The 12,492-nt window shown below is 72.4% G+C and carries 12 protein-coding genes and 1 pseudogene; 6 read left to right on the top strand and 7 right to left on the bottom strand.

What is annotated here, in order from left to right; all coding sequences use genetic code 11:
- From ACNF49_RS50330 to ACNF49_RS50315, 4 genes are all read left to right on the top strand, one after another.
- Positions 1–1,398 (top strand): sensor histidine kinase, encoded by a 1,398-nt coding sequence (locus ACNF49_RS50330; protein ID WP_357970870.1) that lies wholly within the window; start codon positions 1–3, stop codon positions 1,396–1,398.
- On the top strand, positions 1,395–2,057 hold the full coding sequence (locus ACNF49_RS50325; RefSeq protein ID WP_352349732.1) for a response regulator transcription factor: 663 nt from the start codon (positions 1,395–1,397) through the stop codon (positions 2,055–2,057). Before ACNF49_RS50330 ends, ACNF49_RS50325 begins: the two co-directional genes overlap by 4 nt.
- Positions 2,058–2,144: 87 nt before the next feature.
- Complete coding sequence (locus tag ACNF49_RS50320) at positions 2,145–2,675, top strand: DUF4956 domain-containing protein (protein ID WP_357971206.1); 531 nt, start codon at positions 2,145–2,147, stop codon at positions 2,673–2,675.
- A complete protein-coding gene (locus ACNF49_RS50315) occupies positions 2,672–3,433 on the top strand; it encodes a polyphosphate polymerase domain-containing protein (RefSeq protein WP_357970872.1) in 762 nt (253 codons plus the stop codon). Before ACNF49_RS50320 ends, ACNF49_RS50315 begins: the two co-directional genes overlap by 4 nt.
- Here ACNF49_RS50315 and ACNF49_RS50310 read toward each other — a convergent pair.
- The gene (locus ACNF49_RS50310) at positions 3,428–4,651 is read right to left on the bottom strand and encodes an acyl-CoA dehydrogenase family protein (RefSeq protein WP_357970874.1); all 1,224 of its coding nucleotides are present in this window, start codon (positions 4,649–4,651) and stop codon (positions 3,428–3,430) included. The genes ACNF49_RS50315 and ACNF49_RS50310 overlap by 6 nt on opposite strands.
- A 68-nt stretch (positions 4,652–4,719) precedes the next feature.
- Between ACNF49_RS50310 and ACNF49_RS50305 the strand changes: the two genes are divergently transcribed.
- The gene (locus ACNF49_RS50305) at positions 4,720–5,466 is read left to right on the top strand and encodes a TetR family transcriptional regulator (RefSeq protein WP_482942099.1); all 747 of its coding nucleotides are present in this window, start codon (positions 4,720–4,722) and stop codon (positions 5,464–5,466) included.
- 21 nt (positions 5,467–5,487) lie between these two features.
- On the opposite strand, the pseudogene ACNF49_RS50300 reads toward ACNF49_RS50305, so the two are convergent.
- The 6 genes and pseudogenes from ACNF49_RS50300 to ACNF49_RS50275 form a co-directional block, all read right to left on the bottom strand.
- Positions 5,488–6,039 (bottom strand): annotated as a pseudogene (locus ACNF49_RS50300) (acyltransferase family protein); the annotation flags it as partial.
- Between the two features lie 35 nt (positions 6,040–6,074).
- Entirely contained in the window at positions 6,075–6,338 is a 264-nt protein-coding gene (locus tag ACNF49_RS50295; protein ID WP_482942098.1) for an acyltransferase family protein, read from the bottom strand.
- Positions 6,339–6,411: 73 nt separating this feature from the next.
- Complete coding sequence (locus ACNF49_RS50290; RefSeq protein WP_482942097.1) at positions 6,412–8,364, bottom strand: DUF6807 family protein; 1,953 nt, start codon at positions 8,362–8,364, stop codon at positions 6,412–6,414.
- On the bottom strand, positions 8,355–9,404 hold the full coding sequence (locus tag ACNF49_RS50285; RefSeq protein WP_482942096.1) for a mandelate racemase/muconate lactonizing enzyme family protein: 1,050 nt from the start codon (positions 9,402–9,404) through the stop codon (positions 8,355–8,357). The genes ACNF49_RS50290 and ACNF49_RS50285 overlap by 10 nt, the downstream gene beginning before the upstream one ends.
- Positions 9,401–10,273: a 5-dehydro-4-deoxyglucarate dehydratase gene (locus ACNF49_RS50280; protein ID WP_482942095.1), complete on the bottom strand. Its 873-nt coding sequence runs from the start codon at positions 10,271–10,273 to the stop codon at positions 9,401–9,403. Before ACNF49_RS50280 ends, ACNF49_RS50285 begins: the two co-directional genes overlap by 4 nt.
- Entirely contained in the window at positions 10,270–11,160 is an 891-nt protein-coding gene (locus ACNF49_RS50275; protein WP_357970883.1) for an NAD-dependent epimerase/dehydratase family protein, read from the bottom strand. The genes ACNF49_RS50280 and ACNF49_RS50275 overlap by 4 nt, the downstream gene beginning before the upstream one ends.
- A gap of 192 nt (positions 11,161–11,352) precedes the next feature.
- On the opposite strand from ACNF49_RS50275, the gene ACNF49_RS50270 reads away from it, so the two are divergent.
- A complete protein-coding gene (locus ACNF49_RS50270; RefSeq protein ID WP_357970884.1) occupies positions 11,353–12,306 on the top strand; it encodes a LacI family DNA-binding transcriptional regulator in 954 nt (317 codons plus the stop codon).
- Positions 12,307–12,492: the final 186 nt, after the last annotated feature.

Raw genomic sequence — 12,492 nt, 5'->3', positions numbered from 1 at the left:
ATGCGGGTGAGTGCCCGCGCCCGGATCGTGGGCTGGATGCTCGCCGTCGTCGGCCTGGCCCTGACGGTCTCGATCTTCGCGACCTGGACCGTCCTGCTCGCCCGCCTCGACGACCGGATGAACCTTGAGTTCACCAACGAGGCCGAGAAGCTGCGCAGGTACGCCGCCACCGCCCATGATCCCCGTACCGGCCGGCCGGTCTCCGACGTGCGGGAGCTGCTCACCGGCTACCTGGCGATCAACGCGCCCGACCGCTGGGAGACCTTCTTCACCATGGTGGGCGGCCGGGCCGACCGGATCACCGCCGTCACGCCCCCGGCCCGGCTCGACACCGACGAGAAGCTGGTCAAGGTGCTGGCCGCGGCCACCAGGCCCGCCTATGGCGACACCGAGAGCGTCGAGGGCACGGTCAGGTACGCCGTCATCCCGGTCAGGGTGGCGGCCGACCCCCGTCCCGGCCATTTCGTCGCCGCCGTCTTCTACGACCGCCACCGGGGCGAGATCGTGGACGCGGTCGGCGTGCTCGGGCTGTCGGCGCTGGCCGCGCTGGCCCTGGCGGGGGCGGCGGGATGGTTCGTGGCGGGGCGGGTGCTGGCCCCGGTGCGGCTGGTGAGCCAGACGGCCGAGCAGATCAGCGACTCGGCCGACCTCACCCGCAGGCTCGCGGTGACCGGCGACGACGACGTGGCCGCGCTGGCCGCCACGTTCAACCACATGCTCGATCGTTTGGAACGTTCCTTCGCCGTTCAGCGGACGTTCGTGGACGACGCGGGGCACGAGCTGCGCACCCCCATCACGGTCATCCGCGGGCACCTGGAGCTGATGGGGGACGACCCGGCCGAACGGGCGGAGACGCTCGCCCTGGTCACCGACGAGCTGGACCGCATGAACCGGATCGTGGACGACCTGCTCACCCTGGCCAAGGCCGAGCAGCCCGGCTTCCTCGCGGTCGAGGAGGTCGAGCTGGCCGACCTGACGGTGAGCGTGGTGGCCAAGGCCCGGCCGCTGGGCGACCGGCGGTGGCGGGTCGACCAAGTGGCCGAGGCGCGGATCCCGGCCGACCGGCAACGGCTCACGCAGGCGCTCATGCAGCTGGTGGTGAACGCCGTCCGGCACACCATGGACGACGATCTCATCGCGGTCGGGTCGGCCGTGCGGGACGGGCGGGCCGAGCTGTGGGTGCGCGACAGCGGGCCGGGCGTCGCGCCCGCCGACCGGGAGCGCATCTTCCGCCGGTTCGTCAGGGGCGCGGGACGGACGGGCGGGCACGACGGGGCAGGACTGGGGCTGGCGATCGTCAGGTCGATCGCCGAGGCGCACGGAGGCGGTGTGAGAGTGGCGGACGTCCCGGCGGGGGGCGCTTGTTTCGTGATGACGTTGCCGCTGGCCAGGGCATGAACCGGATCCTGATCGCCGAGGACGAGAGCAGGATCGCGGCCTTCCTGGAGAAGGGCCTGCGCGGGAACGGCTTCGTCACGGCCGTGGTCACGGACGGCGTCGCGGCCTACGACCTGGCCGGTTCGGGCGGGTTCGACCTGCTGCTGCTCGACATCGGGCTGCCGCTCAGCGACGGGTTCACCGTGCTGCGGCGGCTGCGGGAGTCGAAGGTGGCCATCCCGGTGATCATCCTGACCGCCCGGGGCGGCGTGACCGACACGGTCGCCGGGCTCGAAGGGGGCGCCGACGACTACATCGCCAAGCCCTTCGCCTTCGAGGAGCTGCTCGCCCGGGTCAGGTTGCGGCTGCGGGCCGACCGCACGCCCGAGCCGACCGTGCTGCGGGTCGGGGACCTGGCGCTCGACCTGCGGACCCGGCGGGCGCACGTCGGCGACCGCGTGGTGGACCTGTCCACCAGGGAGTTCGCGCTGGCGGAGATCTTCTGCCGGCATCCCGACCAGGTGCTGACCCGCGAGCAGCTGCTCAGCCACGTCTGGGGCTTCGACTTCGACCCCGGCTCCAACGTCGTGGACGTCTACGTCCGCTACCTGCGCAGGAAGATCGGCCCCGACCGCATCGAGACCGTGCGCGGCACGGGCTACCGGATGAGAGCCGCCTAATGGGCGCCTCACGGCTCCCTCACCGGCGAGCCGCAGGCTGGTGGACATGAGAACGAGGGGCAAGACACCGTGACGGCCGGACTGGCGATGGACCTGGCGGCGATCACCGTCCTCGCCTACGGCCTGTACTACCGGCGACACCACCGGCGCGACCTGCTGTTCGCCTACGTGGCGCTGAACGTGGGCATCTTCGCGGTGGTCTCCCTGCTGCTGGTCCAGCGGGTGGACCTGGCGGTCGGGTTCGGGCTGTTCGGGGTGTTGTCGATCATCCGGCTGCGGTCCAGCGAGATCACCCAGCAGGAGATCGCCTACTACTTCGTGGCGATCGTCCTCGGGCTGGTGAACGGCATCGCCTCCCAGCTCCCGCTGACCGCGCTGCTCCTGGACGGCGTGCTGCTGGCCGTCGTGCACGTCGCCGACCACCCCCGCCTGCTGGGCCGCACCAGGCAGCAGGTCGTGACGCTGGACGTCGTGCACGCCGACCACGAGCTGCTCAGGGCCGACCTGGAGAGCCGGTTGCGGGGCCGCGTCCTGCACTGCGTCGTCACCCAGGTGGACTACGTGCGCGACGTGACCGTGGTGGACGTGCGCTTCCAGATCGCCGAGGTGGCCCGATGAGGGACGCGGGCGCGCTGATGGCCGGCGTCGCGGCCGGGCTGCCGCCGGTCGGGCTGGACGACGTGCCGGAGCTGATGAGCCGGGTGGACCGCAAGTACGTGGTCAGCGTTCCGGCCATGGCCGAGCTCGTGGCCGAGCTGGGCGACCGGCTCTCGGTGTTGCGGATCGGGGCGTTGCGCCAGTTCCGCTACACCTCGACCTACTTCGACACGCCTGACCTGCTGACCTTCCGCCAGCACCGGCAGGACCGGCGGCGCCGCTTCAAGCTGCGCACCCGTACGTACCTGGACGGGGGCGGGCGGTGGCTGGAGCTGAAGCTGAACGGCGCCCGCGGCAACACCGACAAACACCGCATCCCGTACGACGCCGCGCCGGCCGGCGAGCTGACCACCGAGGCCATGGAGTTCGTCGGCGACACGCTGAGCAGCGAGCTGAGCGTCGTCGTGCCCGACGAGCTCGGGCCCGTGCTGTCCACCGACTACCGGCGGGTCACGCTCGTCGACCGGGCCGGGCAGTCCCGGCTGACCTGCGACACCGGCCTGCTCTGCCACGACGGCGGCCGCCGGGTGCCCGCCCGCCGCGACCGGGTGCTGCTGGAGTCGAAGTCGGCCGACGGGCGGGCACTGGTGGACCGGGTGCTGCGCGGGCTGGGGGTGCGGCCGGTCAGCGTCAGCAAGTACTGCCTGGCGGTGGCCGCGCTCCGGGGCGTCCCGGCCAACCGCTGGCAGCCCGTCATGCGGGGATATCTTGCGCTATAGCGGCAGGCCGCCGGTCGCCGCGCTCGTCGAACCGGTCGCCTGGTAGGCCGCGATCGTGCGCTCGGCGATGCGCATCTGGTGGATCTCGTCGGCGCCGTCGGCGAACCGGGCCCAGCGGGCGTGCTGGAACATGCTCGCCAGCGGCGTGTCGGTGGAGTAGCCGAGCGCGCCGTGCACCTGGATCGCCCGGTCGACGATGCGGTTGAGGCTGTTCGCCACGAAATGCTTGGCCATCGACACCTCCGTACGGAAGTCCTCGCCCCGGTCGATCTTCGAGGCGGCGTGCAGCACCATCAGCTTGCACTGGTACAGCTCCATGGCCGAGTCGGCGATCAGCCACTGCACGCCCTGCTTCTCGGCCAGCAGCGAGCCGTGGCTGTAGCGGTTGAGCGCCCGGTCGACCATCATGTCCAGCGCCGTCTCGGCCTGCGAGATCCACCGCATGCAGTGGGCGAGCCGCGCCGGGCCCAGCCGGTACTGGCCCAGCCGGTGGCCGTTGCCCCGACCGCCGAGGATCGCGCTGTCGGGCAGCCGCAGGTCCTCGATCACGATCTCGCTGTGGCCGGTCGAGCCGTGCATCGTCTCGACCTCGCGCACGTCCTTCCAGCCCGGGTTGGGCAGGTCCACCAGGAAGGCCGTGTTCGCGCCGCGCGAGCCCTCGGGCACGTCCTTCTCGGTGCGCGCGATGAGGATGGCGAAGCTCGCCCGGCGGGCGTTGGAGATGAACCACTTGTGGCCGTTGATCACCCACTCGTCGCCGTCCTTGACCGCCTCGGTGCGGATCAGGGTCGGGTCGGACCCGGCGACCTCGGGCTCGGTCATCGCGAAGCATGACATCTGGACGCCGTCCAGCAGCGGCCGCAGGTACTTCTCCTTCTGCTCGTCGTCCGCCCAGTGGAGCAGCGTGTGCATGTTGCCCTCGTCGGGGGCCTGGCAGTTGAGCACCCACGGGCCGATGCGGGTCTTGGCCGCCTCCGACTGCACCATGGCCAGCTCGACGTGGCCGAGGCCCATGCCGCCCCACTCCTTCGGCATGTGCGGCAGCCACAGCCCCTCGGCCTTGGCCCGGCGGCGGAGCTCGAAGATCGTGCGGAGGTAGGCGTCCCGGTCGCCCTCCTCCACGCCGGACATCGCGGGGATCACGGTCTCCTGGACGAAGGACCTGACCCGCCTGCGGATCTCCTCGTGCTCGGGGGCGAGAGTGAAATCGATGGCCATGACTCTCCTTCGGCAATTTCACCGATAGTACTATCGGTGAAATCACACACAAGTCCCGTGAGGCGATCGTGACCAGCACACCGCTCAGCAGGAGCGAGGCGAAAGACCTGACCCGGCGCAGGCTGATCAGGGCGGCCCTGACCATACTCGACGCGGAGGGCGAGACCGGCCTGACCACCGGCAAGGTCGCCAAGGCCGCCGGCATCGCTCAGTCCAGCTTCTACGTGCACTTCAAGGACATGCAGGAGCTGCTGCTGGTGCTCGCCGAGGAGGGCGGCGACCGGCTGCGCGGCGCGATGCGGGAGGCCCGGCGCAGGGCCCGCGAGGCGCCCGGCGACCTCGAACGCCACCGCGACACCTTCCGCATCCCGCTGGAGGCGATCTGCCGCCACCCCGAGCTGCTGCGCATCCAGCTGCGCGCGCGGCACGACCCGTCCTCCTCGCTGCGCGACTTCGCCGCCCGTACGGCCGCGGCCTACCGCGAGCACCACGCGGCCGACCTGGCCGCGCTGGGCTACACGGCCGATGACGAACGGGACCGGCGCCGCCTGGAGATGATCGCCGAGGGAGTCAACGCGGCCACGAACGCCCTGGCCATGGGCCATCTGGAAGGCCGCTACCCCGACCTGGACGAGTGCGCCGACATCCTGGTCGCGCTGTCCAGGGGCGCGCTGCGGCTGCTCAGGCACGAGTCAGGCGGGACGGCGGAGCGGGGTGAAGGCCCAGGTCATGCGGGGCTCGACGGCCCAGCGGAACAGCCCGCGCACCCAGGGCGTGCACAGCAGGGTGGCGGTCAGGACGCCCAGCAGGAGTGACAGCGGCAGCCCCAGGCCGAGCCGCTCGGCGCCCTTCACCACGAACCCGTGCAGCAGGTACGCGTACATGGTGGCCGAGCCCAGCCCGCTGAACCAGGTGCGCCGGGCCGGCGTGACCGCCAGGAACGCCGCCACCAGCACCGCCCCCGCCGCCAGCAGCCCCAGCCTGATCGCGGTGCCGGTGAGGTCGTCCACGCCGATGGCCGCGTTGGAGTGCCGCCACCTGATCCACTCGGTCGGCACCCGCTCGTGCACCAGCAGCGCGACCGCGAGCCCCAGCCCCAGCACGCAGAACCCGGCCAGCCGCATGGAGGGCCGCCGCAGCCGGGCGAAGTGCTCGGGCCGCAACATCAGGCCGAGCACGTAGAACGGCAGCAGCGCGAACGTGCGGTTCATGGCCAGCTCGCCGGGCAACCGGTCGAGCCCGGTCAGCAGGGACAGCACGACCGCGACCGCGAGCGGCCACTTGAGCTGCTGCCACACCGGCGTGGACAGCCGCCACAGGAACAGCGAGAGCAGGAACCAGGTGAGGTAGTACGGGTCGAGCAGGCTCAGCTCGAACTTGCCGTACAGGATCGGGCGGGGGAGCGAGTAGGCCAGCTCGAAGATCAGGTAGGGAACGGCGAGGGTGGAGATGAGTTTGCGCGCCTTGCCCCCGAAAAGGTGAAATTTCGTGACAAGTAGCCACTAAGCACGATGAATAGCGGCATGTGGAAGACGTACACGTAGAAGTACAGGGCGTGGGCGAGCGGCGCGTCGCGCTGGTCCTCGATCAGGTGACCGCACACGACCAGCACGATGGCCAGGTACTTCGCGTTGTCGAAGAACGGGTCCCTGGCGGTGGCGGGCCGGGCGATGACGGGGGCGTTCACAGACTCCGCACCCTAGCCGCGGCCCGCCGAACCGCCGGGAAACCGGGAATGAGGGCTTACCGAAGAGCGGGTGTCACGCGCGCTCCCCGATCATCGTCTCCACGGCGGCGGCCAGCGCCGACGCCGACGGCCCGTCGAGCCGCCCGTCGGCCACGACCGTGACGACCCGTCTGGCCAGCGTGTCCTCGACGACGAGCGGACGGTCCCACGCGAGCGCCTGCCCGACCCCGGGATACTCCGCCACCCGCACGAACCAGGGGTCGTCGCCGCCCTGCACGAACACCAGCGTCCAGTCCCGCCCGTCCGGCCCGGTCCCGGCCATGGCCACCCAGCGGCCCCGGCTGCCGTGCACGGCCTGCTCCTCGCCGGGGAAGGTCACCCGGCCGGTCGAGGCGCCGGGCGCGCGCCAGAAGAACCCGCCGTAGCCCGCGCCGGCCCGGCCCTTGGTGGCCGAGCTGTTGACCTCCAGCGGCGAGCCGGTCAGGTTGGTCAGCGTGAACGCGAGGTCGAGGGCCCACGCGCCGCCGACCGGCCGGGCGGTGACCGTGCGCCGCTCGCGGGCGATCAGCCGGTCGCCGGGGCCGATCCACTCCAGCTCCTCGGTGAAGCCGTCGTCGGCCAGCCGGGTGAACGCGACGTGCCGTTGCCTGCCGTGGTCGTCCAGCCAGCCCGGTCCCCGGCCCCTGACGTAGGTGCGGCCGCCCCAGAAGTTCGCGCCGCCCAGGTCGGCGATCGCCACGCCGGCGCCGAGGTGGTGCACGTGGTCGTCGGGACGCACCTCGGTGACGGTGACGCCGCCCAGCGTGCGTACCGGATGCAGGTACGGCCGCGGCGAGTCGGTGACGGGCAGGTCGGGCCGCCACTCGTAGGCCGCGACCGGCGTGTCCGCCACCCGCAGCTCCACCTTCGTCCACGGCGCGCCGAGCTCGGAGTAGAGCGCCAGTTCGGCGGCGCTGCGCGCGGTCAGCTCGGCGATGCCGGGCAGGAACCGGCGGGTGACCGTGCCGCCGCCGTCGCGCTCCACGACCTGGTGCCGTTCGGCGATGGGCAGCGGCTCGGGGGCCAGCCGCACCGCGTCCAGGACCTGGGTGAACGTCTCGGTGCGGGAGAGCGGGACGAGCAGCTCGGCCCCCGTGCGGATGTGCGCGACCAGGTTCTCCAGCAGCCCGTCGCGCTCGTGCACGGTGGTCCGCACCGAGCCGTCGGCCCGCTCGACGCGCAGCTCGTCCAGCGTGTACGTGAGCGTCGCCCGCCCCGCCTCCCCGTGCACCACCAGGTACGGCTCGCTGCGGCCGGTCGCGCACAACGACACCGCGATCGTGATCACCGGCCCGCCCGCGATCCGGACGCGCAGGCAGGAGGTGTCGTCGGCCTCGATCGGATGGGCGTGGTACAGCTCGGTCTCGACCGCCTCGACCGGGCCGTCCACCAGGGCGAGCGCGGTCGCGACGGCGTGCGCGAAGGGGTTGGTGAGCGCGCCGTCCACCACGTCCGCGCCGTGCAGCCTGCGCCGTCCGGCCCAGGACGAGCGGGTGAAGTACGACGAGGGCCGCTCCCACGCGCCCGCGCCGCCGATGCCGCGGATGCGGCCGAGCGCGCCGCTCGCCATCAGGTCGCGCAGCGCCGGGACCGCCCGCGAGCCGAGGCTCTGGAAGCCGACCTGGCAGGCCAGCCCGGTCTCGGCCACCGCCGCGGCGATCCGTGCGTGCGCCTCGGGGCCGGCCGCGGGAGGCTTCTCCAGCAGCACGTGCGACCCGGCGCGCAACGCCGTGACCGCGAGGTCGGCGTGCGTGTGGATCGGCGTGCAGACGATCGTGATCTCCGCGCCGGTGGCGGCGATGAGCTCGCCCAGGTCCGCCGACTGCGGCAGGGGGCCGCCGTCAAGTTCCACCGGCCGCACGTCGCAGATCCCGGCCGGCTCGACCAGGCCGGTGGCCGCGAGCCTGCGCAGGTTGTCCAGGTGGTGCCGCCCGTGCCCGGTCGCCCCGGCCAGGACGACCTTCACGGGGTCCGTCCTCACGTCCATCGCAACCCCAGTCCCGCGTGGCCGCCCACGCGCAGCACGCCGTCCTCGACCTGCACCGGGTACGGCTCGGCCAGCAGCCCCAGGCGGGCGAACGAGGCGTCCTCGACGTCCTCGGCCAGCGGCGGCAGCGGCAGCGCCAGGGCGAGCTGCCCGGACACCTCGCCCAGCAGGTGCGGATGGACCGGCACGTCGAACGCCCTGGCCAGCTCGGCGATCCGCAGGAACGGCGTGACGCCGCCGACGCGCACCACGTTCGGCTGGACGACGTCGCAGGCCCCCGCGGCGAGCAGGTCGCGGAAGCCGTAGACGGTGTAGACGTTCTCGCCCACCGCGACCGGCACGTCGGTCGAGCGGCGCAGCTCGACGTGCGCGGCCACGTCGTCGGCGGGCAGCGGCTCCTCGATCCAGTGGAGGTCGAACTCGCGCAGCGCGGACAGGGCGCGCCTGGCCCGGTGGAGGTCCCACCGCTGGTTCGCGTCGATCATCAGCAGCCGGTCGGGCCCGATCACCTCGCGTACGGCCGCCACCCGGGCCACGTCGTCGGCCAGGTCGGGACGGCCGACCTTGATCTTGACGCCGCGGTACCCGGCGGCCACCCAGCGCCGCGCCTGCCCGGTCAGCTCCTCCAGGGAGTAGTGCAGGTTGACGCCGCTGCCGTAGACCGGGACCTGCTCCCGGCGCCGGCCCAGCACGTCGGCCAGGCCGGAGTCGCCGCAGCGCAGGTCCCACAGCGCCAGGTCGATCCCGGCCAGCGCCACCGTGGTGATCCCGCCGGGGCCGGCCTCGCGCAGGTGCCGCCACAACCGGTCCCACACCAGCTCGGGATGGGCGGGCAGGCCGATCAGCGCCTCGCGCAGGTCGTGCTCCAGCAGGGCCCGCACGGCGTGCGCGCCGATCTGCGGCGTCCAGGAGAACCCGGTGCCGGTGCGGCCGTCCGCCAGCGTCACGTGGCAGACGATCACGTGGTTGGCCGGCACGTCCGGGCCCCACGGGCGGGGCAGGGGGACCGTGCGCAGCTCGGTCCGCAGGCCGGTGATCACGAGGCCGCCAGGGCGAGCCCGGACCTGATCAGCGCGTCGAGCTCGGCCAGGTGGTCCTCGGTCACGTCGACCAGCGGCGGGCGCACCGGGCCGACGTCGAGGCCGCGCAGCCGTACGCCGGCCTTGACCAGGGCCACCGGGTAGCCGGGCACCTTGTCGCGCAGGCGGACCAGCGGCGCGTAGAACTCGGTCAGCAGCCGCTCGTCGCCGTTCAGGTACGCCACGGCGATCTCGGGGGCGAAGGCGAAGACCGCGCTGGAGTACAGGTCGACGCCGATGCCGCGGTAGGCGGGCATGGTCAGCTCGGCGGTCGGCAGGCCGTTGAAGAACAGGAAGTCCGGGTGCTTCTCGCGGACCGCGAGGACGGTCCGCTGCATGCGGTCGATGTCGCCGAGCCCGTCCTTGAGCCCGATCACGCCGGGGACGCCGGCCAGCTCGACCACGGCGTCCGGGGCGAGCACGACCGGGCCGCGCTGGTAGACGATCACCGGCAGCTCGGCGGCGACGGCGGCCACGTACGCGGCGAAGCCGCTCGCCGGACCCTGCGTCAGGTAGGGAGGCATGAGCAGCAGGCCGTCGGCGCCCGCCGCGCGGGCCGCCCGCGCCTGGTTCAGCGCCGCGCCGATCGGGCCGCCCGCCCCGGCGAACACCGGCACCCGCCCGCCCACCACCTCGGCCGCCACCCGGACGGCCCGCGCGTGCTCCGCCTCCGACAGCGCGGAGAACTCGCCGGTGCCGCAGGCCACGAACACGCCGCCGGGGCCGTGCGCCATGCCCTGCCGGATGTGCTCGGCCAGCACCTGCTCGGCGAGCGCGCCGCCGGCGTCGAAGGGGGTGACGGGGAAGAACAGCACACCGCTGAGGTTCATTCGGATTCCTTGAGTTCGGTTCGCCAGCTTCGCTTGGGCTCCCAGCCGAGCAGGCGGCGCGCCTTGTCCGTGGAGAAGGCGGGAGCGGTGCCGGTGAGGGCCGCCGCCAGCTCCTCGGTGCCCGGCACCGCCTGCGGGAGCAGGTCGGCCAGCGGCTTCCTGGCCAGGGCGTCGGCCGCGCCGGCGAAGAAGACCTCGCCGCCCGGCAGCTCGGGCAACGCCGCGACCAGCACGGCGAACAGCTCGCCCGCGTCGCGCGCGTCGATGTAGTTGAACAGCGAGACGCCGCCGATCTCCGGCTGGTCGAGCCGCTCCCTGACGGTGTGCCCCGACTGCGTGGGCGCGCCCGCCCACTCCTCGGGCGGGATGACGAAGCACGGCCGGACGGCCGCCATCCTCGTCCGGCCCGCCCGCGCGAACGTCCGCATGGTCTGCTCGGCCACCAGTTTGGACAGGTTGTAGGCGTTCCAGGGCAGCGCCGGGTGCTCCTCGTCGATCGGCAGGTACGACGGCCGCCAGCCGCCGGGCGCGCCGTACCCGATCACCGTGGGGCTGCTGGCCACCACCACGCCGGACACGCCCAGCTCCACCGAGGCCGCGCAGACGTTGAACGCCAGCCGGGTGTTCACCTGGAAGATCACTGACTCCGGCCGGCTGAACGGCGTCGCGATGGCCGCCAGATGGATCACCGACTCCGGCCGGAACCGGGCGACGACCTCGTACGCCTGGCCGGTGTCGGTGAGGTCGGCCGGTGACGTCGCGGCGGCCTCGACCGGCGTGCCGGGGGCCTGGTCCACGCCGATCACCTCGTGCCCGGCGGCGGCGAGCGTGGTGACGACGCTGCGGCCGAGGCGTCCGGCGCTGCCGGTGACGAGCACTCTGCTCACCGTGGGGGACTCCTTCAGGACTGCAAACAGTTGCATCAAACCTATGGGCCAAGCAGGGCGAGGCGTCAAGAGCTGATTTTCGACCATGGCCTCTAGCTGGGAATATGCTCGAACGATTGAAGGGTGGTCGCTCGGCAAGCGCTTTCAACGTTGCCACGGTGCCTGCAAGCGGTTGCGTTAGGGTGAGTGGCTGTGACAGTGACGATTCGTGATGTGGCCCGCGCTTCCGGAGTGCACGTATCGACCGTGTCGCGGACGTTCTCCGCGCCGCACATGGTGAACGCCGCCACCCGGACCAGAGTGCTGACGGTGGCCGAGGAGCTGGGGTACCGGCCCAACAGGGCGGCCAGGGCGCTCACGACCGGGCGTACCCACAACCTGGGCCTGATCGTGGCCGACATCGCCAACCCCTTCTTCCCGCCGCTGATCAAGGCCGCGCACGCCGCGGCCCGGCAGCGCGACTACCACCTGTTCGTGGCCGACACCGACGAGGAGCCGGCCGCCGAGGAGGAGCTGATCCAGGCGTTCTCCAAGCAGGTGGACGGCGTGGTGCTGTGCAGCCCGCGCTCGTCGAACAAGGTGCTGGAGCGGCTGGCCGAGCGGGTGCCGCTCGTGGTGGTCAACCGGCGGCTGCGCGGCGCCGCCACGGTGCTGATGGACGTCGGGCACGGCGCGCGGCTGGCGGTCGAGCACCTGGCCGGGCTCGGGCACCGCCGCGTGGCGCTGCTGTCCGGCCCGGCGGGCTCCTGGACGAGCGGCGAGATCCGGACGGCCGCCGAGCGGGTGGCGGGCGTCGAGCTGGTCGTCCTCGGGCCGAACGCGCCCACCGAGCAGGGCGGCCTGGCCGCCGCGTCCGCGGTGCGCGAGGCCGGGGTGAGCGGGGTGCTCGCCTACAACGACCTCATGGCGATCGGCCTGGTCGAGGGACTGGGCGAGCTCGGGCTGAGCGTGCCGGCGGACGTCAGCGTGGTGGGCATCGACGACATCGTCCCGGGGCGGCTCAACCGTCCCAAGCTCACCACGGTCGCCATGCCCACGGCGGCGGCCGGGCGGCTGGCGGTCGACCTGCTGATCCAGGAGGTGAGCGCCACGACCTCGCTGGAGACCCGGCTGGTGGTGCGGGAGTCGACGGCGCCGCCCAGATGACCTGCAAACGGTTGTACTAAATCGCAGCAATATTCGTCCTACCTCTCGGCGGTAAGCGCTTGTCACCAGGGAAAACGCCGTGTCGATATATCGATAACGGCGATGTAACGTCTGCAAAGGGTTGACGGAACTTTCCCGGCAGCTATAGGAAAGCGCTATCCATTCACATCTCGCCGGAAGGTCCGT

The organism is Actinomadura sp. ATCC 39365, assembly GCF_054392275.1.
The sequence above is the reverse complement of the archived record's forward strand: the minus strand, read 5'-3'. Positions and strand labels throughout refer to the sequence as shown.